Here is a 22,649-nt window from a genome sequence, read left to right on the forward strand (position 1 = left end):
AAGGAACGCATTGACAATTCCTCCTTGCCCCACACATTTTGCACGGCCATAGAAGGCGCCAAATCCGTCGAGCGAGGTTTTTCACTAAATGCCTGTAGTTGTTGTAGAATCCCCGGCCAAAGCTAAAACAATCAATAAATACCTTGGCCCCGACTACACGGTTCTGGCCTCGTATGGTCACGTTCGGGACCTTCCACCGAAGGACGGATCTGTCGATCCAGACCACGAATTTTCGATGAAGTGGGAGGTCAGCAACGACAGCCGCAAACACGTAAAGGCGATCGCCGACGCCCTTAAGGAAGACAACGCACTGATCCTCGCGACCGACCCCGATCGCGAGGGAGAAGCGATTAGTTGGCACCTACAGGAAGCGCTGACCAAGCGCCGTTCCATCAAGAAGGATACTCCGGTAAGCCGGGTCACTTTCAACGCGATCACCAAAGAGGCGGTGACACAGGCCATGCAGAACCCTCGCGAGGTTGATATGCCTCTGGTCGAGGCTTATCTGGCCCGTCGCGCACTGGACTATCTTGTGGGCTTCAACCTGTCTCCGGTTCTGTGGCGCAAGCTGCCGGGCGCAAAATCGGCCGGACGCGTTCAATCGGTCTGTCTGCGCCTGATCGTCGAGCGAGAGATGGAGATCGAAGCCTTCAAACCGGTCGAGTACTGGTCGGTCAAAGCACTGTTCGAAACACCACGCGGTCAGACCTATGAGGCACGCCTGGTCACTCTGGCTGGTAAAAAGCTGGACAAACACGATCTGGCCAATGCCACACAGGCGGAACTGGCGGTTCAGGCTATCAGCAGCCGCGCGCTGAGCGTGACATCGGTTGAGGCTAAACCAGCGGCGCGCAATCCCAGCGCCCCATTCATGACTTCGACTCTGCAGCAAGAGGCCAGCCGCAAGTTCGGCATGGGCGCACGCCACGCCATGCAGGTGGCGCAGCGGCTGTATGAGGCGGGTTACATTACCTATATGCGGACCGACGGTATCGACATGGCGCCCGAGGCTGTTGCAGCGACGCGTGACGCCATCGCTGATCGGTATGGCGCGGAATATGTTCCAGACAGCCCGCGTATCTACAAGAACAAGGCCAAGAACGCCCAGGAAGCGCACGAGTGTATCCGCCCAACGGATATGACCCGTGATGCAAAGGCTCTGAAGGTTACGGATGAGGATCAGCGCAAACTGTATGACCTGATCTGGAAACGTACGATTGCTTGCCAGATGGCTGCAGCTCGGCTGGAGCGTACAACGGTCGAAATCGGCAGCGATGATGGTCAGGTTGGTCTGCGTGCCACGGGTCAGGTGGTGCTGTTTGACGGGTTCATGCGCGTTTACGAAGAAGGCCGAGATGACGTGGCCGACGAGGATGAAAAACGCCTGCCACAGATCATGCAAGGCGATCCGGCTCGCTTTGCCAAAGCCTCATTGCGGGATCAGTTCGCGAAGGCGACCAGTGAAACTGGTGACAAGGTCGCGAAAGAGGCCGTTCTGTCCGAGAACGAATCCGTTCTGGCGCTGCAGCACCACACGCAGCCACCACCGCGTTACACCGAGGCCACACTGGTCAAGCGGATGGAAGAGTTGGGAATCGGTCGCCCGTCAACTTACGCCTCGATCGTGACCACGATTCAGGACCGGGAATATGTGCGGAAGGACAAGAACCGGTTGATCCCTGAGGAGAAGGGCCGGATCGTTACGATCTTCCTGCTGAACTTCTTCCGGCAATATGTCGGGTACGAGTTTACCGCAAATCTGGAAGAACAGCTGGACGATGTCAGCGCAGGCGACCGGGATTACAAGGATCTGCTGGGCAAGTTCTGGCGCGATTTCTCAGCTGCAATTGGTGAGACGTCTGAACTGCGTATCTCGGAAGTGTTGGACAAGCTGGACGAGGCGCTGGCGCCGCAGTTGTATCCGCCAAGAGAAGATGGGTCCGATCCGCGTATCTGCCCGAAGTGTGGTGTGGGTCAGTTGCACCTCAAAACATCCCGGACCGGCGGTTTCGTGGGCTGCGGGAACTACCCGGAATGCACATACACCCGACCCATCGCAGGTGAGGGTGCTGAGGGTGATGAAAGACTGCTGGGCGAAGACGCGGGGGATGAGATCTGGCTGAAATCCGGGCGCTTTGGTCCCTATGTTCAGCGCGGTGAACCAACACCTGAAAACAAAAAACCACCTCGTGCCTCTCTGCCTCGTGGGTGGAGCAAGGACGACATGGATCTGGAGAAGGCAGTGACTCTGCTGAGCCTGCCACGTCAGATTGGTGAACATCCCGAAGGTGGTATGATCAGTTCTAATTTCGGGCGATTTGGGCCTTACCTGATGCATCAGCTGCCGGAAGAGGCAAAGCCGGTCTACGCCAACCTCAAAGACCCCAACGATGTATTTGAGATCGGCATGAACCGGGCTGTGGAATTGCTGGCTGAAAAGCGCGCCAACCCTGGGCGACGCGGTCAGGCGGCCGCGAAACCGCTCAAAGAGCTGGGAGAGCATCCGGATGGCGGCGCCATGCAGGTTCTGGACGGGCGCTATGGACCTTATGTGAAATGGGAAAAGGTCAATGCGACCATTCCCAAGGACATCAAGCCAGAAGATGTGACGCAGGAAATGGCCATCGAACTGGTCAACGAGCGCGCAGCAAAAAAGGGTACCAAGAAAAAAGCGGCCCCCAAGAAAAAGGCCGCTGCCAAGAAGACGACCAAAAAGGCGGCCACTTGACGGTCGGCTAGGTAGAAATACCACCTACCCCTTGGTTTCATTGACTTCCCCGTGACGCGGCGGCACAACCTGCGCCATCACCATGTCATTGGGGGAGTTTTCCATGAAGAAAGTCTATGCCAATGCCACCGAAGCGCTCGATGGAGTGATCTCGGACGGCATGATGATCGCGGCGGGCGGTTTTGGCCTGTGCGGTATTCCCGAGCTGCTGCTTGAGGCCATCAAGGACTCGGGTGCTCAGAACCTGACCTTTGCCTCGAACAACGCCGGCGTCGACGATTTCGGGATCGGCATTCTGCTGCAGACCAAGCAGGTCAAAAAGATGATCAGTTCGTATGTCGGCGAAAACGCCGAATTCATGCGTCAGTACCTGAGCGGTGAGCTGGAGCTGGAATTCAACCCCCAAGGCACTCTGGCCGAGCGTATGCGTGCCGGTGGCGCCGGCATCCCCGGCTTCTATACCAAGACCGGCGTGGGCACCGTGATCGCCGATGGTAAAGAGCACAAAGACTTCAATGGCGAGACTTACATTCTGGAAGAAGGCATCTTTGCCGATCTGGCCATCGTCAAAGCCTGGAAAGCCGACGACACTGGCAACCTGATTTTCCGCAAGACCGCGCGAAACTTCAACGTGCCTGCTGCGACCTGCGGTAAGATCTGTATCGCTGAAGTTGAAGAGATCGTGCCGCGCGGTTCACTGGATCCCGACTCGATCCACCTGCCCGGCATCTACGTGCATCGCATCATTCAGGGCCAGCACGAAAAGCGCATCGAACAACGCACCACCCGTAAGAAGGAGGAAGCATAATGCCCTGGGATCGCAATCAGATGGCCGCACGCGCGGCGCAAGAGCTTGAAGACGGCATGTATGTGAACCTCGGCATCGGTATTCCGACGCTGGTGGCGAACTATGTGGGTGACAAGGACATCACCCTTCAGTCCGAGAACGGCATGCTGGGCATGGGGCCCTTCCCTTTCGAGGGCGAAGAGGACGCAGACCTGATCAATGCCGGTAAGCAAACGATCACCGAACTGTCTCGCACGTCTTACTTCGACAGCGCGACCTCCTTTGCGATGATCCGGGGCGGTAAGATCGCTGCCGCTGTTCTGGGCGCGATGGAAGTCGATGAAGAGGGCGATCTGGCCAACTGGATGATTCCCGGCGTGCTGGTCAAAGGCATGGGCGGCGCAATGGATCTGGTTGCGGGCGTTGGCCGCGTGATCGTTGTGATGGATCACACCAACAAGCACGGCAAATCCAAACTGCTGAAGAAATGCACCCTGCCGCTGACCGGAAAGAAGGTGGTGAATCGCATCATCACCAATCTGGGCGTTCTGGACGTGGTTGAGGGCGGCCTGAAAATCATCGAGATCGCAGAGGGCGTGACCGAGGACGAGATTCGCGCTGCGACTGAGGCCAATATCGTCAACTGATCCTGTAGATATGGATAGGCCCGCCTGAGAGCGGGCCTTTTTCAATTCAGGGTCTGGAAAACGCACCCGTCAGAAATCAGTTCAGGTGGTGTGGCGCAAAGCGCTCGGGCGACCTGAAATGCCGCCAGAACCTTGGGAACGTAATCGCGGGTTTCGGCATAGGGTGGCACACCGCTGTGTTTCCGCACCGCACCTTCTCCGGCATTATATCCAGCCAGAACCAGGATCGGATCGTTCCCGAATTCCCCCATCAGCCAGTCCAGGTACTTTACACCACCGGCTATGTTCTGCTCGGGCTTCAGACTGTCCTTGACCCCGAAACGTTCAGCAGTCGCTGGCATCAGCTGCATCAACCCCTGCGCGCCTGCAGAGCTGACAGCATCCGAGCGCCCCGCTGATTCAACGGAAATCACAGCAAGCACCAGCGCCGGAGAGACCTCGGTGCCTATTGTTGAGCGCAGAATGTCGACCCCTCTTTGCTGTACGATATTCTGAAGGGTCTTCAACCGCGGTGAAGTAACACCCGTCGACGAAAGTGCCTGGAAAGCACTATCGAGTCGGCCAGCACCGGCTTTTGCCAATTCAGGTGAAATCGTTTCCCAGAATGCCTTGTATGATCCGACAGGTTTTTTTGGCGCATCTGGCAAAGGCAGATCGGCGGGTGGTTTTGCACGTGCAATGATTTCTGGCACCACCAACTCTGTTCCCGTGCTGGGAGCTGATGGCGATGACGCGTGCTCTTCCTCGGTGATCTGAACAGTCACGCGCGGTCGCGCGCCGGGCTTAGGAGCCTTGATTCTTTTGTATACGCCGCGTGGCTCTACATCAGCTGCGGGCACAGGCGCCGCCGTTGCGAATAGCAACGCCAAAACGCCGGCGCATGTAAGTGCGTCCCGGAGATACATTCTGCCTGCCTCATCTTTTCTTTTGGGTTGATTTGATACGCGAATCTTCCCGCAAGGCCAGAAAAACAAAGCGAAATGGGGCGATTTCGCCTCATTTGGCGTAAATTTGCATCGCCCCCCACGGTTCCGCCAAATGGCACAACACTTTTTTCCATTACTTTTCAACTAGTTATAAAATAAATGACTAAAAAGTTAAGCTTGAGGCGAAAAATTCGCTGTTTGGCCCAATTCCTGCCACGCACGAAGAGCAATCATAGTGCCATGCCGAGACGATCGGGGGCTGACTGAGAGAGAAAGCTCTGACAAGACGCCGAGGTTAATTAGAGTTAGATCCTTTAGGAGGGACGAAACATGATCAAGTTCATCAAGAACTTCCGTAAAGACGAAGACGGTGCCGTAACTGTAGACTGGGTCGTTCTGACCGCTGCCGTTGTTGCTCTGGCTGCTGTTGCATACAACCAGGTTCGTACTGGTGCCAGCGATCTGGCAGACAGCGTAGAAAGCGCGCTGACCGGTGTTACCGTAACCACGCCGAACTTCAACTAAGTTAATCTTAGTCACACCAACCTCCAGCACTATTCTATAGGCTGAATGGTTGACCAAGCTATCTGGGGGCCGCGCCTTTCGTCGAAGGCGTGGCCCCTGTTTATAAAATCGCTGCCAATCTGGTGAAACTATGCCGATCAATCTAGCCGAGTTTCTTTCGAACGAAGACGGTGCCGTCACTGTAGACTGGGTTGTCCTGACTGCTGCTGTCGTGGGCCTAGGAGCAATTGCTTATGCGAGTCTCTCGACATCTTTTCAGCACGTGGATTCGCAAACTGGTTCGGCCCTCGCAAATATCGAGATCAGACGGCCTAACTTTTAAAGAAGGGGCGTAAATCGCCCTTTCCCGAGACTATTTCGGTGTTGTAGTCCGTTTAATCGAGAACCCGAAGAAAATCTCCGATTGTCCCCCTTTTCGACACAATTCGTATCTATACCCAATCGAGATGAATCCGCACCTCGTGTGGAGATTTGCCTAGAGTAACAGTAATACAAGGGGACGCGAATGCGTGCTGTATTTGGACTTGTCCTGATCGTTGGGGTCGCATTGGCCGGTGGTGCCGTCTACATGGCCCGCAACTATATTTCTGAGTATCAGGCCCAGCTGGCGCGTGAACGGCAGGCCGCCCAGGAAGCCTTGGCCAATGCCAAGGTTGATGTCGTTCCGACCGTCGAGGTCGTCGTATCGAATCGCACACTTAAATACGGCGAACCGCTGACGAAAGAAGATGTCCGGTTGGTTGAGTGGCCTGAGACCGCTGTTCCCGAAGGCAGCTTTACCGATATGACGATTCTGTTCCCTGAAATCGCAAACGGCGACCGATTCGTCTTACGCACGATGGAGAAAGACGAAGCTTTGATGGAGGTTAAGGTCACCAAACCCGGTGAAGCAGCTGGCCTGACCTCTCGTCTTGAAAAGGGCATGCGCGCATTCGCCATCAGCGTTGACGTCGCATCGGGCGTTTCAGGCTTCCTACGTCCGGACGATATTGTCGATGTTTACTGGACCGGTTCTCTTCGCGGTGCTGTTCAAGGCGCTGACGGGGAAATAACCCGACTGATTCAGACCAACATTCAGCTGATTGCGGTAGACCAGACCGCCGGTTCCGACGTCACCGGCACAACGATCGCGCGTACGGTAACCGTTGCGGCGACGCCCGAACAGATCGCTGCTTTGGCGCAAGCCCAAAACACGGGACGCCTGTCTCTGGCGCTGGTTGGTGTGCAGGATGAAACCATCGCATCCGCGATCGAGGTTGACCAAAGAAAGCTGTTGGGAATCGAAGAAGAGGCTCCGAAAGTCCAGCCTGTTCAGGAAAAAGTCTGCACCATCCGCACACGCCGCGGCGGAGAGACAGTCACAACAGAGATTCCCTGCACAAACTGACATCAATTCAGTCTGTTAACAGGTAAAGGCCACACGTATCGTGTGGCCTTATCTATTGGAATGTTGCGCATTATCCACATAAGGAAAATTCCGGAAACCATTGATTATTGCAATAAATCCCGAATTCGCGCAGTGTTTGGCACCATAGGGCGCAAGACCCAAAAAATCGAGTGGTGATCGGAGAGGCAGGTCACATGACAATACGTTCCTGGATTAGTGCATCCCTGTTGGGGATGGCACTTGTTATGAGCCCAGTTGGCAATGCCGCCTGGGCAGAAAACATTCGCGTGGTTAAAAACGGAACAGCTGAAACGCTGGATGTTCCGATGAACCGCGCAATCGTGGTGGAAAGCGAACAGCCGTTCGCGGAACTCAGCATCGCCAACGCAGGCATCGCTGATATCTCCTCGCTTTCAGACCGCACAATCTATGTTCTTGGTAAAGCGCCCGGTCTGACCACGCTGACCCTGTTTGATGGCGCAGGTAACCTGATCACGAACGTCCGGGTGCGCGTTGCACCGGATGTCTCTGAATTTAAAGAGAGACTTCGCCAGATTCTTCCGAATGAGCGAATCGAAGTTCGGACCGCAAATGACGGCATCGTGCTTTCGGGTGTTGTGTCCAGCTCGGCTCGATTGGCACGAGCTCTGGAACTGGCAGAACGGTATGCACCTGAGCGCGTATCGAATCTAATGAGTGTCGGTGGCGTACAGCAGGTAATGATGAAAGTCCGCTTTGCTGAAATGAACCGGTCGGTTGCAAAGAGCTTAACAGCTTCGCTTGGCTTTAGAGGAGGCGACGTAACGGGCGGCTTCAATGGCCTGAACACTAATTTCGCTCTTAACAATGCACTGAACAACAATATTCCTCTGACACAGACGAATACCGGCGCCATTCTCTTTGGTTTCGGTGTAGGTTCGACGCAAGTTCGTTTGTTGCTTGAGGCGCTGGAGGCCAAAGGCTTGGCTCGCAGCTTGGCGGAACCGAATCTGTCAGCCTTGTCTGGGCAGGAAGCGGAGTTCCTTGCAGGTGGCGAGGTGCCAATTCCGGTTCCGCAGGATGACGGTGTTGTTGCCATCGAATACAAGACGTTTGGCGTGCAATTGCTGTTCGTGCCGCGGGTTACAGACAGCGATGTGATCAACCTGGAAATGGGTGCTGTGGTGTCGAGCATCGATCCTAACTCGGAATTCACTATCAACGGCGACCGTGTTCCAAGCTTCATCACCCGCACCACGAGAACAACCGTTGAATTGCGGGATGGTGAGAGTTTTGCCATTGCGGGCTTGATTCAGGACAACTTTACTGACTCGAACAACCAGGTCCCGTGGCTGGGTGACGTTCCGGTCCTTGGGTCGCTGTTCCGCAGCTCTCAATATCAGCGTCAGCAAAGTGAACTCATGATTATCGTAACCGCACATCTGGTATCTCCGACACGTGGCGAAGCGCTGGCGCTACCCACGGATCGGGTGAAACCGCCCAGCGAATTCGATCTGTTCGTGAATGGCAAAGTCTCACGGACGACGCGCGATGGCAGCGGCGCAGCCTCGGAAGTCGCCAAACAAGGCTTTGGCAATTCCTACGGCTACGTGCTGGATTGATTGAGAGGATAGGACCAATGCAGAAGTGGATCTTAACACTGGGTCTTACAGTCGCTGTCGCTGGTTGTACTCGCGAAGCTGGCTATGAAATCGATCAGGGTACTTTCGGTAACGCGGGTCATCACAACACTCTGGTGATGACCGGCCAACTGACATACGGACAGATTCTGGCGCGTCGCTTTGCGGCAGAGGTACCGAGCCAGATCAACTTTGCCTTTGACAGCGCCCAACTGGACGCATCAGCTCAGCGCATTCTGTTGCAGCAGGCGGACTGGATCAAACAGTTCCCCGAGGCGCGGTTCCGCGTATATGGGCATACCGACGCTGTTGGTTCGGCCGGCTACAACAAGAGCTTGGGCATGCGACGCGCCCAGGCGGTTGTATCGTTCTTTGCCCAGCAGGGGATTTCACGATCGCGGCTTGAGGCTGTCGTTTCCTTCGGAAAGACCAGACCTCTTGTTGCAACGCAGGATCGGGATCGCCGGAATCGCCGCACGGTTACCGAAGTCTCAGGCTTCTTCGACAAGCATCCGCTGGTGCTGGACGGCAAGTACGCCGAAGTCATCTATCGCGAGTACGTCGAAAGCGCGACCGCCATCAGCATCATCCAAGCGGATGATGGCGGCGACGGCGGCGGCGGCGGCGGCGGACAATAAGTCCAGATTGGGCGGCATCGTCGCCCAATTCCCTACAATTGGTTCTTTTGCGCCAAATTCTCGCCCAAGTTTCGAGTGAATTTGCGAACAATAGGGTGACCTGCGGCCAGAATTGACCGCTTTAGGGCGACAGCAGACCGAATAGCGATTTTCGACGTTCTCTCGTTTGCTGCGCTCTCACGACGAGGATTGTGTTTATGACGAGCGCCACGCCGCAAGACGAAAATACTGCCATCCTGGCCTGCACGATCAGCCGTGATGTCCAGAATTTTGATCTGTTGATCGAAGACATGGAAGCTGCGCTGGGGGAGCGTTGGGGGGATCTAGGTTTTGCCGAAGCGCTCGCCTTCTTCAGCCAGCCCGAAGCCGAATCGCTTCAGTTCGTTGCCCTCGCGATTGACGGCGAAGACGAAGACAACCTGACCCTGATGGGCGAGATCATCTCGCAGGCCAAGGAAAAGAAGATCAAGGTTGTCCTCATCGCCGAAGATGTGACCCCTGCGTCATTGCATCAGTTGCTGCGCAAAGGTGCTGACGAATTCGTCCCCTACCCTCTGCCGGAAAACGAGTTGCAGGAAGCAATAGACCGGATGAACAAGCCGGATCCGGTGCATGTACCGCAAGCTGACGCTGTGCATTTGTCGAATGGGGATTCCAAAGAAGGTGCGCTTTTTGTCGTTCAAGGTCTGGCCGGCGGTGTCGGTTCGACCACATTTGCAGTCAATCTGGCCTGGGAGTTGGCAACGGTGTCCGACAAGGATGCCCCCAAGGTATGCCTTATCGATCTGGACCTGCAATATGGCACCATCTCGACATATCTTGACCTGCCCCGTCGCGAGACGGTGTTCGAGATGCTGTCTGATACGGCCTCAATGGACGAGGAAGTATTCGGCACTGCATTGCAGACTTACGAAGAAAAGATGGAAGTGCTGACTGCACCGTCGGATATGGTGCCGCTGGATATCATCACCCCTGAAGATGTACAGCGTGTGATCGATACGGCCCGCGCCCACTTTGATTACGTGATTGTGGATATGCCCAAAACGCTGGTCCACTGGTCTGAAACCGTTTTGCAAGCTGCGCATGTGTATTTCGCTCTTATCGAGCTGGACATGCGCTCCGCTCAGAACGCTTTGCGCCTGAAACGCGCACTGCAAGCCGAAGAGCTGCCGTTCAACAAGCTTCGCTTTGCTTTGAACCGAGCCCCCAAATTCACCGACCTGAATGGCAAAAGTCGGGTCAAACGCATGGGCGAAAGCCTGGGCATTTCAATCGATCTGCAACTGCCTGATGGCGGAAAGCCAGTCATGCAAAGTGGCGATCACGGTCTGCCCTTGTCCAGTTCAGCAGCCAAAAACCCGCTACGTCGGGAAATCGCAAAACTTGCGAAATCGCTGCATAGCCTGGGCACAAGTGACGCCGAAGCAGCCTAACATCAGCCCGAGGGGGAGCCGCAGTGTTTTCACGATATAAGAAACAGCCCGCCGGACAGCCAGTTGAAACGGCGACCAACGCTCCGGCGCCAACCCCTGATGCCGCAGCTGCGCCAGCGGCAGCAAAATCTAACGCAATCGCTCGCAAACCGCTGCAAAAGAAGGCTGCCGAGGTGACGGGATCCGATCGGGAACGCAAACGCAAAGAGCGTTTGGGCGAGATCAAGATCGAGCTGCACCGGGAGCTTTTGGAAAACCTGAACCTCGCGGCTCTGGAAAATGCTGCTGAGGCGGAACTGCGGACCGAGATCAGCGCAATTGCCAGCGAAGTTCTCGAAACACGCAATATCGTTCTGAATCGAGAAGACCGGACGCAGCTCAACAAGGAACTCTATGACGAGGTGACCGGCCTTGGTCCGCTGGAGACATTGCTGCGCGACGACACAGTCAACGATATTCTTGTCAATGGCCCGCAACAGATCTTTGTCGAACGATTCGGCAAGCTGGAAGTCAGCGACATTACCTTTAAAGACGAAAAGCACCTGATGCGGATCATCGACAAGATCGTATCCGCTGTGGGTCGTCGCGTCGATGAATCAAACCCTTATGTTGACGCCCGTCTTGCAGATGGCTCGCGTTTCAACGCGATGGTGCCGCCGATTGCGGTTGATGGCTCGCTTGTTTCCATTCGTAAGTTCAAAAAAGACAAGCTTGGCATCGACGATCTGGTCAATTTTGGTGCGTTTACGGAAGAAATGGCCGCTTATTTGCAGGCAGCCGTCTCGACCCGTCTGAACGTTATCGTTTCGGGTGGTACGGGTTCTGGTAAAACGACCACTCTAAACGCTTTGTCCAGCTTTATCGATGATGCTGAACGTATCCTGACGATTGAGGATACGGCGGAACTTCAGCTGCAGCAGACCCATGTGGGTCGGATGGAAAGCCGTCCACCCAACGTCGAGGGCAAAGGTGAAGTCAGCCCGCGCGACTGTCTGAAAAACGCCCTTCGTATGCGTCCTGACCGCATTATCGTGGGTGAGACGCGTGGCGCTGAGGTTATCGACATGTTGCAGGCCATGAACACCGGCCACGACGGATCAATGACCACAATTCACGCCAACTCGGCCCGCGACGGTATCTCACGTCTGGAGAACATGATCGCGATGGCCGGTATCGAGATGCCAATCAAAGCGGTCCGCAGCCAGATCTCATCGGCTGTGAACCTGATCGTGCAGGCCAGCCGTTTGCAGGACGGCTCGCGTCGGATGACCTCGATCACCGAGATCACCGGTATGGAAGGCGATGTGATTTCCATGCAGGAAATCTTTCGTTTTCAACGCGTTGGCCTGACTCCAGACAACAAGATCATCGGTCACTTTACCGCGACAGGTGTACGCAGCCACTATTCCGAGCGGTTCCGGCTGTGGGGCTTTGATCTGCCCTCGTCGATCTACGAACCCACCACAGTGTAGGAGATCCGGATATGCAACTGCCCGTAGAGGCGCTTATCTATGTCGTGATCTTCGTCGGAGTTTTGCTCCTGGTCGAAGGTATCTACCTTGTGGCGTTTGGCAAATCGATCAGCTTGAACAGCCGGGTCAACCGGCGGCTGGATATGCTCGACAAGGGCGTCGGCCGTGAGCAGGTGCTGGAACAGCTACGCAAGGAAATGCAGCAGCACATGAAGTCGCAGAGCATCCCGCTCTATTCGTTGCTGGCTGACAAGGCCCAGAAAGCGGCTATCGCCTTCAGTCCCCGCCAACTGATCATGATCATGGCTTTGTTGTCTGGTCTGGCCTTCATGGGGCTGAGCATTGGCACAACCGCCGATACTGTTTTGCGGGGAGCTATCTCGGTCGCCATCGGCATCGGCGCTGTATATGCCTGGGTGAACAGTAAAGCCAAAAAGCGTATGGCGCTCATGGAAGAGCAATTGCCCGATGCCGTGGAACTCATGGTTCGGTCGTTGCGCGTTGGTAACCCGTTCATATCTTCGGTTCAGATTGTTGCCAACGAAGTACAGGATCCCTTGGGCACGGAATTCGGCGTCATTGCAGATGAATGTGCATATGGCCGGAGCGTGGGTGAAGCTCTCAAGGATATGGCCGAACGTCTGGGCATGCAGGATTTGCGATTTTTGGCCGTTGCCGTCGCGATCCAACAACAGTCCGGTGGTAACCTTGCCGATATTCTGGCCGGGCTTGCTCAGGTAATTCGTGCGCGCTTTCGTCTGTTCAGACGCGTCAAAGCGATCACCGCCGAGGCCCAATGGTCCGGTAAGTTTCTGTCCGGTTTCCCGCTGGTCTGTCTGGTATTCATCCTGGTGAAGGATCCGAACTACTATGACACGGTCATAGATGAACCATACTTCATTCCGGCCTGCTTCTTTGTCGGCATCATGCTGACACTGAACGTGATCGTTATGAAAATTCTGACCAACATTAAGGTCTGAGGAGTCACCGATGGAATTCTTGACCTATGTAAACGACATGCTGACAGATCAGCTGGGTGAATTCGGACCTCTTATCGTTGTCGGGGTTTTAGGTCTTTTCATGATCTTGGTGACTGTTCCGCTGATGCTGAATCAGCCCGAAGATCCACTGAAAAAGCTTCAGCGCTCGAATACAGCGCCGAAAAAAGAAAAAAAGAGTAAAAAGGATCAGCTCAGAAACTCTGGGCGGAACGAAAATCTCGAAAAATTCTCGAGTTTTCTTGAGCCGCAGAACGAAGACGATCTGTCTGCTATGCAACTCAAGCTGCGTCAGGCTGGCTATCAGTCCAAAGATGCGGTGCGGTTCTTCCACTTTGCCCAGTTCGCCCTGGCCATTGCCGGTCTGTTGATCGGCGTGCTGCTAATCACAGTGTTCTCCAGCGGAGAAGAAGAGCTTACTGGTCAACAGATGGCGATGCGCGTTCTGATCCCGGGCGGTATCGGCTACTTCATCCCGAAATACTGGATTACCCGGCGTGTCGCGGAGCGCCAGGAGGCGATTACGGCGGGCTTCCCGGATGCACTTGACCTGATGCTTGTCTGTGTCGAAGCGGGTCAGTCGATGGATCAGGCGATCGTTCGAGTGGCGGCGGAAATGCAAAGTTCTTACCCTGACATCGCGCAGGAATTCGAAGTAGTCGCATACGAAATGAAGGCCGGTAAGGACAAAGATACGGTTCTGCGTGATTTCGGAACCCGCTGCGGGGTGCAGGATGTCAGTGCATTTGTAACCGTGATGATCCAATCGGCAGCATTTGGTACATCGATTGCCGAAGCCCTGCGGGTCTATGCTGGCGAAATGCGTGACAAACGCGTGATGCGCGCCGAAGAAGCCGCGAACAAGTTGCCAACCAAAATGACACTTGCCACAATGATGCTGACGGTCCCCCCGCTTCTGATCATTCTGGTCGGTCCATCGGCAAAAGGCATCATGGAGTTCGGAAAAGGCGGCGGGGTGGACTCGGGACTCTAATCCCTTCGTTAGGCCTGCTACAGGAGTCTTTATCAGGGTGTTTCGCAACTTTCCAATCTTGGCCACCGTGGTTCTAACCATGGTGGCTTCTTGCACTGACACCGGTCTGAACAACGGCCCTTTCCCTCCCGGAGTCGACCCAAAGGGCGAAGCCGCGGACGAGCTAACCGTCGGAAACAGGCTGATGGCCGCAGGGGAATATGAGTTGGCGCTCGAGTCCTTTACCCGCGCTGCTTTGGATGAAGGGATGACTCCTCAAATCCTGACTTCGCTTGGGACAGCGAATCTGGGCCTCAGGCGTCTGGGCCAGGCGGAAACGCTTTTACGTCGCGCCGTGGAAGACGAGCCTGACTGGCCTGTGGCGTGGAATAATCTGGGCGTGTTGCTGATGGAAACCGGTCAGTATCCCGAGGCGTCGCAGGTCTTTCAAAGGGCCTACGCCCTGGACAATGGCGAAAGTGACGCAATCCGTGACAATCTGCGGTTAGCACTCGCAAAAATGGAAAATCCTGTTAATAATACCCCTCAAGAACAAGAATATACGCTGGAACAGCGGGGCAACGGTGCGTTCGTGCTTCGCAAAACCCAGTAACAGAGGCGAGAGCAGTAAAAGGACGCAAAAAATGCGCCAACTATTCCTGATTCCGACAGCAGTCGCGTGTGGGCTGGTTCTTTCCGCCTGCGCGAAAGAAACCGAAGAAGAAAAAGTTGAACGCACTTTCCAGGAAGTGAACGTCATCGACGAAACCAACCTGAACGATGTGATGCTGAGCGCAGCCGACCCCAACGAGGCGGTCACCTATTTTCTTGGCGCTGCCAGTAAAAACCCGGACCGTATCGACCTTCAGCGTGGTCTGGCCATTTCGTTGACACGTGCCAAGCGCAACACCGAAGCGGCGGTTGCGTGGAAACGTGTTCTGGATATGAAGGGTGCGACCAACGCCGACAAAGTCGAATACGCAGATGCGTTGGTTCGCGGCGGCGAGTGGAAGCGCGCCAAGGCCGCTCTGGATGCGGTCCCCCCCACTTATGAGACGTTCCAGCGCTATCGACTGGAGGCACTGGTTGCGGACTCCAGCAAAGACTGGAAACGCGCCGATCACTTCTATGAAACGGCCGTCGGCCTGACAACGCGCCCGGCGGGCGTTATGAACAACTGGGGCTATTCAAAGCTGAGCCGCGGCCAGTATGCCGAAGCCGAGCGTCTGTTCACCGAAGCAATCCGCCAGGACAAGTCGCTGTTCACGGCCAAGAACAATCTGGTTCTGGCCCGCAGCGCGCAGGGCAACTATTCAATGCCTGTGGTTCCGATGTCGCAAGCCGAACGCGCACAGCTGTTGAATACAATGGGAATTTCGGCCGTAAAGCAGGGCGACCTGACGACCGCCAAAAACCTGTTCCGCGAAGCAATTGCAACTCATCCACAGCATTTCGACGAAGCTGTTCGCTCGCTCCGCGCGCTCGAGGAAGCATAAATCATGCAAATACCCGCAACGGCCGCGATGTGGTTTTTGCCGTTTGTTCTGCCGATCTGCTTTTACGTGATATTCACGGATATGCGGGAGATGCGGATTAAAAACCATGCGGTCAAAGCGCTGACCTTGGTATTTGTCATTGTTGGTTTGTTTGCACTTCCTCCATGGTCAGGACCGTGGCTTGAGGGAGAGATTGGTCCATTGTCCTTTTCGCTGCCCATCTATCTGTGGCAGCTATTCCATCTGGCCGTGGTTATGTTCTTTGCCATTCTCCTGACTGCTGCGGGAGCGATGGGAGCCGGTGACGCAAAATTCTGTGCATCAGCTGCGCCCTTTATCTGGCTGGGAGATCTGATGGTTCTGATGGCCATCGTTACGGCGTCAATTCTTGGCGCTGTGACCACCCATCGGCTGGTAAAATACACCGCTTTGCGCCGTATCGCGCCGGATTGGAAAAGCTGGGACACGGGTAATCGCTTCCCAATGGGGTTTGTCCTGGCCGGAAGCCTGTCCATCTATTTGATTTTAGGTATATTTTACGGCTCCTAAACCATCATCAGTACGCCTTGCCCGCGCCTTGGTCCTGCCACAAAGCTGCGCCAAATTTTCCGCAAGCGACCCCTGTTCGGGGCATTTGACGTGACAACCTGATAGACGAGCAACGCTCATGAACATGCAGACGACCTCCGTTGTAGCCCCCCCTGCCCCCAAGGGCTTGGGTGAAATGCGGCTTCCACTGGTGATGATGCGGGACATTCTTCTGAAAACAATCTTTCGCAAGAATGTGGATACTGTATCTGACATCGCCTCAGCCATTTGCTTGCCGGGCGCGGTTACCCAGGAACTGGTGGACATGGCGCGCGAACAGAAACTCCTGCAGGCGACAGGTACGCTGAACGCCAACAGCGGTAACGAGATGGGCTATCAACTCACCGACGCCGGAAAAGCGCGTGCTTTGGACGCGCTCAGCCAGTCCGAATATTTCGGCGCAATGCCGGTACCGCTGGATGTCTATCGCGAACAGGTCAAACGCCAGTCGATCCGCAACATTCAGGTCACGCGTGACCAGTTGACAGGCGCGATGGGACATCTGGTTTTGCCCGACAGTCTGCTGGACCATCTGGGTCCCGCGGTCAGTGCGGGTCGCTCGATCCTGATGTATGGCCCTCCGGGCAACGGTAAGTCTTCGATTTCAAACGGTATTCGGGATGCGCTGGGAGATAACGTTTATGTCCCGCGCGCCATCGAATATGCCGGTCAGGTGATTACGGTCTATGACCCGATCGTTCACACCGCGATCGAACAGGAAGCCGATGACCCCAACAGCATTCGCCGCCGCAAACGCTTTGACACGCGCTATGTACAATGTGAGCGCCCCACGGTGGTCACCGGTGGTGAACTGTCGCTCAGCATGCTGGATCTGGTCTACAACCCTACAGCGCGTACCTATCAGGCGCCACTACAGCTGAAATCCACCGGCGGCATCTTTATCGTGGACGACCTTGGTCGTCAGGCAGAACCGCCACAGGCACTGATCAACCGTTGGATTGTTCCGCTTGAGGAAAGCAAAGATATTCTTGGCCTTCAGTCGGGTGAAAAGTTCGAAGTTCCGTTCGATACGCTGGTTATCTTTTCGACCAACTTCCACCCGAATGAGATTTTCGACCAAGCGGCTCTGCGCCGGATCTTCTTCAAGATCAAGATCGATGGCCCGAATCAGGAAAACTTCCTAAAGATCTTTGCCATGGTTGCCCGTAAACGCGGCATGCCACTGGATGAGTCGGCGCTGGTTCATCTGCTGAAAGTCAAATACCCGACGATCAACAACATCTATGCGAACTATCAGCCGATCTTCCTCATCGATCAGATGATCTCGATCTGCGAGTTCGAGGGCATCCCCTATCAAATGAACCCGGACCTGATCGATCGCGCATGGGCCAACATGTTCGTCAAAGAAGAACATATCGTCCACTAGGAACACCTTCCCCCCTGCCATTCTGATCACGGGCGGGTAATCTGCAGTCATGACGCAGATTCCCGCCCGGATTGACAATTGGTTTGCCGCCAAAGGCTGGTCCGTTCACCCCCATCAGCAAGACATGTTCGACCGGGCGCAAAATCCGGCAACGGTGCTGATCGCCCCCACCGGCGGGGGCAAAACCATGGCTGGATTCCTCCCGTCACTTGCCGAACTCGCTGATGGCAAACACAATGGCCTGCATACGATTTATGTCTCTCCTTTAAAGGCGCTGGCTGCAGATATCCGACGTAATCTGCGCGTGCCGGTAGAAGAGATTGGCTTACCCATTCGCATCGAGGATCGAACAGGCGACACCTCGGCCACCCAAAAGAAACGCCAACGCGCCGACCCACCGCATATCCTGCTGACCACGCCCGAGAGTCTGGCTCTGCTGACCTCATACGAGGATGCGGCCCGTATGTTCAGCGGCGTTGAAAGGGTGATCGTGGATGAAATCCACGCTCTGGCCGAAAGCAAACGTGGTGATCAGCTGATGTTGGCGTTGGCAAGGTTACAATCACTTAACCCTGCGCTGCGACGCGTAGGACTGTCGGCAACAGTAGAGGATCCAGATGCAATCGCGCGCTTTCTGGCACGCCATCCCGACCCTTGTGAAATTGTGCAAGCCGACCCCGGCCCGGACCCAGATATCTCAATGCTGGAAACCGAGGAGATGCCACCATGGTCAGGTGGTGGTGCCGCTTATTCGATCCCCGCAGTGTTGGACCAAATCAAGAAACACAAGACGACACTGATATTTCACAACACCCGCGCACAGGCCGAAATTTTCTTTCACAATCTCTGGCTAGCCAACGACGACGCTCTGCCTATTGGCATCCACCACGGCAGTCTTGACCGGCAACAGCGCGAGCGCGTCGAAGCCGCTATGGTTCGCGGAGACTTGCGCGCCATAGTTTGCACCGGCAGCCTGGACCTGGGGATCGATTGGGGCGACGTGGATCTGGTGATCCAGATTGGAGCACCAAAGAATGTCAAACGGCTGGTTCAACGCATTGGACGAGCCAACCATCGTTATAATGCGCCATCCAAAGCCTTGCTGGTCCCGGCCAACCGTTTCGAAGTGGTGGAATGTATCGCGGCGCTAGAGGCTGCAAAGGCGCATGAGCTGGATGGAGAAGCGCGCGGCCCCGGCCCGCGCGATGTCCTGTGCCAACACATCCTGATCGCTGCAGCCTCAGGGCCATTTGATGCGGATACTCTGTTTACCGAGATGACGTCCGCAGGACCCTATGCGCAACTGGATCGCCCCCAGTTTGATGCCTGTCTCGATTTCTGTGCGACCGGTGGCTACGCGCTGCGTGCCTATGATCGCTGGCAGCGCCTTCTGCAACGTCCGGATGGACTGTGGCAACTTCGCGACCCCAGAGCTGCGCAGCGTATCCGCATGAATATGGGCACCATTCAGGACACTGACACGCTGAAAGTGCGCCTGAAAAAAAATCGCGGGGGCAAGCCACTGGGTGAAGTGGAAGAAGCCTTTGCCGCGTCTCTGACGCCCGGAGATACGTTTCTGATTGGGGGGCAGATCGTACGATACGAAGGGTTGCGTGAAATGACGGTCGAGGTGAGCCGACGCGCTGAACGGAAACCCAAGATCGCCACCTTTTCGGGTACGAAATTTGCCACCTCCACACAATTGAGCGATCGCATCCTTCGTATGTTCACACAGTCAGACTGGCCTCAACTGCCACCACATACAGCGCAATGGCTGTCCTTGCAGCGTGACCTCTCACAGCTGCCGCAGCGTGACAGGCTGCTGATCGAGAGCTTTCCCAGCGATGGGCGAGAACATTTGTGTGTCTACGGTTTCGCTGGTCGCAATGCCCAGCAGACACTGGGCTTGCTGGTCACCAAACGGATGGAAGAAACAGGATTGGCCCCATTAGGGTTTGTGGCAACTGATTATGCCACTCTGATCTGGGGGCTGGATGCTGTGACCGACCCGCGCCCGCTGTTTCAGATTGATGCCTTGCGCGATGGTCTGGAGAACTGGCTCGCAGGAAATGCGGTGATGAAACGTACCTTTCGCGCCTCGGCCACGATTGCGGGTTTGATCGAGCGAAATACGGGTGGGCAACGCAAAAGCGGACGGCAGGCAACGTTTTCCTCAGACATCCTGTACGACACTTTGCTCAAATACGATCCGGATCACCTGCTGATGCAAATCACGCGCGAAGAGGCGATGCGCGGGCTGGTCGATTTCGGGCGGATTGAGGCCATGATCGACCGTATCGGTGATCGGATCGATCTGCTGCGCCTGGATCGAGTTTCACCGCTGGCCGCACCTCTGTTCCTTGAAGTCGGTAAAGTCCCTGTCAAAGGCGCCGCTGAGGAACGCCTATTGGCAGAAGAGAGCGCCCGTCTGTTGCAAACTGCAGGTTTGGCGGAAGTGTAACGCTGCCTCTTGCAAACACTGCTCAAACGGGCAAAGAACGGATCATGAACAGTCTAGAGTTTTCCTTTGCAGGTCAGCGCCTGCGCGCGCTGGGTTCAGGGGCTTTGTGGTGGCCGGAACAGGATTTGCTCTGTGTGTCAGACCTGCATCTTGGAAAATCCGAAAGGGTGGTCCGGCGCGGAGGCCCCGCCCTGCCCCCTTACGATAACCGCGAGACACTTGCGCGGCTGGCGACAGATCTTGAGTACACTGCAGCAGGAACAGTGATTTGTCTTGGCGACAGCTTTGACGATCTGGATGCGTCTCTTTCGCTGACTGATGACGAACGGCTACAGATTTCAACGCTTCAGGCTGGGCGTCATTGGATATGGATTGAGGGCAATCATGATCCGGGACCAGTTGAGCTGGGTGGAACGCATCTGTCCGAATGGTCCTGCGATTCTTTGGTGTTCCGGCATATCACGCAATCCCACGATCGCGGTGAGGTTTCCGGTCACTACCACCCCAAAGCGCGCATTCTTGTCAAAGGACGCTCGATCACGCGCCCTGCCTTCCTGCTGGACAGCGATCGCATGATCTTACCCGCCTATGGGACATATACAGGTGGGTTGCGCAGCTCTGAAAAGGTTCTGAGCGAGATCATGGCACCCGACGCCAAAGCGATACTGACAGGACTGCAGCCTCTGATCGTGCCAATGCCAAGATGACAGCTCAGAGCAAACCATCCTCAACCAATTTCGGTTTGTACTTTCTGCTCACGGGGACCAGATCACCGTTCTGAAGTCGCAAGAAAATCTTCCCGTCCATCCGCTCGGTGCCGGTGATAGAAGCATCCGTCACCCAATGTGATCGATGCGTACAATGCCCCGGGACAGGCTCCATCTCATTGATGGCGTCAGTAAATCGAGACCTGATGGTGAATGTCCCATCCGAAGTCACAACATCCACATTGTGGTCACGCACGGTCAGCCGATAGATCTGGCCGGAAAATCCACTTGGCAAACGGTTCGTCAGTCGCGGTTTGATCGATTCTTCCGGCTGAGATGTCGAGTCGGCGACATCGCTACTGCTCACCAGAACCAATCCAGCGCTAAACAATATCCCATAGGTGCCGACCGACAACAGGTCCGGCGCATCCTGACCGCTGAACGTATATAGCATCCAAGCAAGCAGCCAAAGCGACGGTGTGAAGAGCGCAAGGATCAGGATCGTGAAGGTCACGTTTGGCATGGATCGGCCTAACTGATCAAAGTGGCCATTTACCAGTGTTTTTGAGGTCCAAGTAGCTGCCACCGCCAGCATCATCACGCCGATCCAAAAAACGAGGCGTTGGGAAAATGGCAGATCCATTTCGCGGAAGGGTGGAAAAGAGTAGGCAAGCAGAGGGATAAATACGAGACCGGCGATCACCCTCTGGGGGCTACACGCGGCAAGTATCTTGCGTAGCTTTGACGTCATACCAAACTAACAAGCGGTCTTCCGAAACCCAGCCCAGATGCCTCGGGCGACCTGCACTTATACTTCGTAACTGGCTGGAATAACGTGTTTATCACGATATGTCAGACATTCAAACCCGTTTATGGGATAAAGTCACATTCGTGATCAACCGCAATAAATTTGGATAATTTTGGTAACAATCAGCCAAATTTAAAGGGGGCCGGGCAGAATTACTCTGCCCGGCGAAATGTCTTAGGCAGTCAGGCCTTCAGGCTCTGGCAGGCTATTTGCACGGCAGCATGCGGTCAGAGTATTTGCCAGAAGGCAGGCAATGGTCATTGGGCCAACGCCGCCGGGTACAGGTGTAATGGCGCCTGCACGCTCAGCCGCGCTGGCATAGTCCACATCGCCGACCAGCTTGTTCTTACCATCACGCTCAATGCGGTTGATGCCCACGTCGATGACAGTGGCGCCTTCTTTGATCCAGTCACCAGGCACCATTTCCGGGCGGCCAACTGCAGCGACGACAATGTCGGCACGGCGTACAACGTCCGGCAGGTCCTTGGTGCGCGAATGCGCGATGGTCACGGTGCAGCTGTCACCCAGCAGCAGTTGCGCCATCGGCTTGCCCACAATGTTCGAACGGCCGATCACGACTGCGTCCATGCCGGACAGCGAGCCGTGGTGGTCACGCAGCATCATCAGGCAGCCCAATGGGGTACAAGGTACCATCGACTTCTGCCCGGTGCCCAACAGACCAACGTTCGAGATGTGGAAGCCATCAACATCTTTGGAGGGGTCGATCGAGTTGATGACCAGATCTTCGTTCAGGTGCTTGGGCAGAGGCAACTGCACCAGAATGCCATGCACAGCCGGATCGTTGTTAAGCTTGTCGATCAGGGCCAGCAGATCTTCTTCCGATGTATCGACGTCCAGCTTGTGCTCGTAAGAGTTCATGCCGACTTCAACGGTCATCTTGCCCTTCGAGCGGACATAAACCTGGCTGGCCGGGTCTTCCCCCACCAGAACCACGGCGAGACCGGGGGTGATGCCATTTTCTTCTTTCAGCTTTGCGACCTGATCGGCCACCTGCGCGCGAACCTTGGCCGCAAAGGCCTTACCGTCGATAACCTGCGCTACCATCCTT

Annotated in this window: 20 protein-coding genes; 17 read left to right on the forward strand and 3 right to left on the reverse strand. The window is 55.4% G+C overall.

The window, feature by feature from the left end:
• The first annotated feature begins 88 nt into the window (after positions 1–88).
• From topA to ACR0IO_RS04380, 3 genes are all read left to right on the forward strand, one after another.
• Positions 89–2,728, forward strand: a complete 2,640-nt coding sequence (gene topA / locus ACR0IO_RS04370; RefSeq protein ID WP_480739724.1) for a type I DNA topoisomerase — start codon at positions 89–91, stop codon at positions 2,726–2,728.
• A 103-nt stretch (positions 2,729–2,831) separates the two neighbouring features.
• Positions 2,832–3,536 (forward strand): CoA transferase subunit A, encoded by a 705-nt coding sequence (locus tag ACR0IO_RS04375; RefSeq protein ID WP_480739725.1) that lies wholly within the window; start codon positions 2,832–2,834, stop codon positions 3,534–3,536.
• Complete coding sequence (locus ACR0IO_RS04380; protein WP_155139579.1) at positions 3,536–4,162, forward strand: CoA transferase subunit B; 627 nt, start codon at positions 3,536–3,538, stop codon at positions 4,160–4,162. The genes ACR0IO_RS04375 and ACR0IO_RS04380 overlap by 1 nt, the downstream gene beginning before the upstream one ends.
• Positions 4,163–4,203: 41 nt before the next feature.
• Here ACR0IO_RS04380 and ACR0IO_RS04385 read toward each other — a convergent pair whose 3' ends face one another.
• The gene (locus tag ACR0IO_RS04385; RefSeq protein ID WP_170331213.1) at positions 4,204–5,067 is read right to left on the reverse strand and encodes a lytic transglycosylase domain-containing protein; all 864 of its coding nucleotides are present in this window, start codon (positions 5,065–5,067) and stop codon (positions 4,204–4,206) included.
• A gap of 351 nt (positions 5,068–5,418) precedes the next feature.
• Between ACR0IO_RS04385 and ACR0IO_RS04390 the strand changes: the two genes are divergently transcribed.
• From ACR0IO_RS04390 to pdeM, 14 genes are all read left to right on the forward strand, one after another.
• Positions 5,419–5,613 (forward strand): hypothetical protein, encoded by a 195-nt coding sequence (locus ACR0IO_RS04390; RefSeq protein ID WP_155139560.1) that lies wholly within the window; start codon positions 5,419–5,421, stop codon positions 5,611–5,613.
• 505 nt (positions 5,614–6,118) lie between these two features.
• The gene (cpaB, locus tag ACR0IO_RS04395; RefSeq protein WP_155139558.1) at positions 6,119–7,000 is read left to right on the forward strand and encodes a Flp pilus assembly protein CpaB; all 882 of its coding nucleotides are present in this window, start codon (positions 6,119–6,121) and stop codon (positions 6,998–7,000) included.
• 194 nt (positions 7,001–7,194) lie between these two features.
• Complete coding sequence (locus ACR0IO_RS04400; RefSeq protein ID WP_155139557.1) at positions 7,195–8,601, forward strand: type II and III secretion system protein family protein; 1,407 nt, start codon at positions 7,195–7,197, stop codon at positions 8,599–8,601.
• A gap of 17 nt (positions 8,602–8,618) precedes the next feature.
• A complete protein-coding gene (locus tag ACR0IO_RS04405) occupies positions 8,619–9,257 on the forward strand; it encodes an OmpA family protein (RefSeq protein ID WP_155139555.1) in 639 nt (212 codons plus the stop codon).
• 197 nt (positions 9,258–9,454) lie between these two features.
• Entirely contained in the window at positions 9,455–10,690 is a 1,236-nt protein-coding gene (locus ACR0IO_RS04410) for a CpaE/TadZ family protein (protein WP_155139553.1), read from the forward strand.
• Between the two features lie 23 nt (positions 10,691–10,713).
• Positions 10,714–12,162, forward strand: a complete 1,449-nt coding sequence (locus tag ACR0IO_RS04415; RefSeq protein ID WP_170331212.1) for a TadA family conjugal transfer-associated ATPase — start codon at positions 10,714–10,716, stop codon at positions 12,160–12,162.
• Between the two features lie 11 nt (positions 12,163–12,173).
• Positions 12,174–13,142 carry a type II secretion system F family protein gene (locus tag ACR0IO_RS04420; RefSeq protein WP_480739726.1) on the forward strand — a complete coding sequence of 323 codons (969 nt, stop codon included), beginning with the start codon at positions 12,174–12,176 and terminating at the stop codon, positions 13,140–13,142.
• Positions 13,143–13,152: 10 nt separating this feature from the next.
• Complete coding sequence (locus ACR0IO_RS04425) at positions 13,153–14,154, forward strand: type II secretion system F family protein (RefSeq protein ID WP_155143335.1); 1,002 nt, start codon at positions 13,153–13,155, stop codon at positions 14,152–14,154.
• Positions 14,155–14,233: 79 nt separating this feature from the next.
• The gene (locus tag ACR0IO_RS04430; RefSeq protein WP_155143343.1) at positions 14,234–14,746 is read left to right on the forward strand and encodes a tetratricopeptide repeat protein; all 513 of its coding nucleotides are present in this window, start codon (positions 14,234–14,236) and stop codon (positions 14,744–14,746) included.
• 31 nt (positions 14,747–14,777) lie between these two features.
• Positions 14,778–15,629, forward strand: a complete 852-nt coding sequence (locus ACR0IO_RS04435) for a tetratricopeptide repeat protein (RefSeq protein WP_155143334.1) — start codon at positions 14,778–14,780, stop codon at positions 15,627–15,629.
• Between the two features lie 3 nt (positions 15,630–15,632).
• Positions 15,633–16,178, forward strand: a complete 546-nt coding sequence (locus ACR0IO_RS04440) for a prepilin peptidase (RefSeq protein WP_480739727.1) — start codon at positions 15,633–15,635, stop codon at positions 16,176–16,178.
• Between the two features lie 118 nt (positions 16,179–16,296).
• Positions 16,297–17,604 carry an ATPase gene (locus ACR0IO_RS04445; protein ID WP_155143332.1) on the forward strand — a complete coding sequence of 436 codons (1,308 nt, stop codon included), beginning with the start codon at positions 16,297–16,299 and terminating at the stop codon, positions 17,602–17,604.
• A 49-nt stretch (positions 17,605–17,653) separates the two neighbouring features.
• Positions 17,654–20,065 (forward strand): ligase-associated DNA damage response DEXH box helicase, encoded by a 2,412-nt coding sequence (locus ACR0IO_RS04450; protein WP_480739728.1) that lies wholly within the window; start codon positions 17,654–17,656, stop codon positions 20,063–20,065.
• 44 nt (positions 20,066–20,109) lie between these two features.
• A complete protein-coding gene (pdeM, locus tag ACR0IO_RS04455; protein ID WP_480739729.1) occupies positions 20,110–20,772 on the forward strand; it encodes a ligase-associated DNA damage response endonuclease PdeM in 663 nt (220 codons plus the stop codon).
• 4 nt (positions 20,773–20,776) lie between these two features.
• Here pdeM and ACR0IO_RS04460 read toward each other — a convergent pair whose 3' ends face one another.
• The gene (locus tag ACR0IO_RS04460) at positions 20,777–21,415 is read right to left on the reverse strand and encodes a LytTR family DNA-binding domain-containing protein (protein ID WP_254436737.1); all 639 of its coding nucleotides are present in this window, start codon (positions 21,413–21,415) and stop codon (positions 20,777–20,779) included.
• Positions 21,416–21,754: 339 nt separating this feature from the next.
• Positions 21,755–22,645 (reverse strand): bifunctional methylenetetrahydrofolate dehydrogenase/methenyltetrahydrofolate cyclohydrolase FolD, encoded by an 891-nt coding sequence (gene folD, locus ACR0IO_RS04465; RefSeq protein WP_155143328.1) that lies wholly within the window; start codon positions 22,643–22,645, stop codon positions 21,755–21,757.
• Positions 22,646–22,649 lie beyond the last annotated feature (4 nt).

This window comes from Ruegeria sp. CE12 (genome assembly GCF_056537525.1).

Coding starts and splice junctions, on each gene's coding strand:
- cpaB (WP_155139558.1), top strand. CDS start 6,119: ATGCGTGCTGTATTTGGACTTGTCCTGATCGTTGGGGTCGCATTGGCC.
- ACR0IO_RS04425 (WP_155143335.1), top strand. CDS start 13,153: ATGGAATTCTTGACCTATGTAAACGACATGCTGACAGATCAGCTGGGT.
- ACR0IO_RS04405 (WP_155139555.1), top strand. CDS start 8,619: ATGCAGAAGTGGATCTTAACACTGGGTCTTACAGTCGCTGTCGCTGGT.
- ACR0IO_RS04410 (WP_155139553.1), top strand. CDS start 9,455: ATGACGAGCGCCACGCCGCAAGACGAAAATACTGCCATCCTGGCCTGC.
- ACR0IO_RS04440 (WP_480739727.1), top strand. CDS start 15,633: ATGCAAATACCCGCAACGGCCGCGATGTGGTTTTTGCCGTTTGTTCTG.
- ACR0IO_RS04420 (WP_480739726.1), top strand. CDS start 12,174: ATGCAACTGCCCGTAGAGGCGCTTATCTATGTCGTGATCTTCGTCGGA.
- ACR0IO_RS04375 (WP_480739725.1), top strand. CDS start 2,832: ATGAAGAAAGTCTATGCCAATGCCACCGAAGCGCTCGATGGAGTGATC.
- ACR0IO_RS04385 (WP_170331213.1), bottom strand. CDS start 5,067: ATGTATCTCCGGGACGCACTTACATGCGCCGGCGTTTTGGCGTTGCTA.
- ACR0IO_RS04380 (WP_155139579.1), top strand. CDS start 3,536: ATGCCCTGGGATCGCAATCAGATGGCCGCACGCGCGGCGCAAGAGCTT.
- topA (WP_480739724.1), top strand. CDS start 89: ATGCCTGTAGTTGTTGTAGAATCCCCGGCCAAAGCTAAAACAATCAAT.
- ACR0IO_RS04445 (WP_155143332.1), top strand. CDS start 16,297: ATGAACATGCAGACGACCTCCGTTGTAGCCCCCCCTGCCCCCAAGGGC.
- ACR0IO_RS04430 (WP_155143343.1), top strand. CDS start 14,234: ATGGTGGCTTCTTGCACTGACACCGGTCTGAACAACGGCCCTTTCCCT.
- ACR0IO_RS04435 (WP_155143334.1), top strand. CDS start 14,778: ATGCGCCAACTATTCCTGATTCCGACAGCAGTCGCGTGTGGGCTGGTT.
- ACR0IO_RS04390 (WP_155139560.1), top strand. CDS start 5,419: ATGATCAAGTTCATCAAGAACTTCCGTAAAGACGAAGACGGTGCCGTA.
- ACR0IO_RS04400 (WP_155139557.1), top strand. CDS start 7,195: ATGACAATACGTTCCTGGATTAGTGCATCCCTGTTGGGGATGGCACTT.
- ACR0IO_RS04450 (WP_480739728.1), top strand. CDS start 17,654: ATGACGCAGATTCCCGCCCGGATTGACAATTGGTTTGCCGCCAAAGGC.
- pdeM (WP_480739729.1), top strand. CDS start 20,110: ATGAACAGTCTAGAGTTTTCCTTTGCAGGTCAGCGCCTGCGCGCGCTG.
- ACR0IO_RS04460 (WP_254436737.1), bottom strand. CDS start 21,415: ATGGATCTGCCATTTTCCCAACGCCTCGTTTTTTGGATCGGCGTGATG.
- folD (WP_155143328.1), bottom strand. CDS start 22,645: ATGGTAGCGCAGGTTATCGACGGTAAGGCCTTTGCGGCCAAGGTTCGC.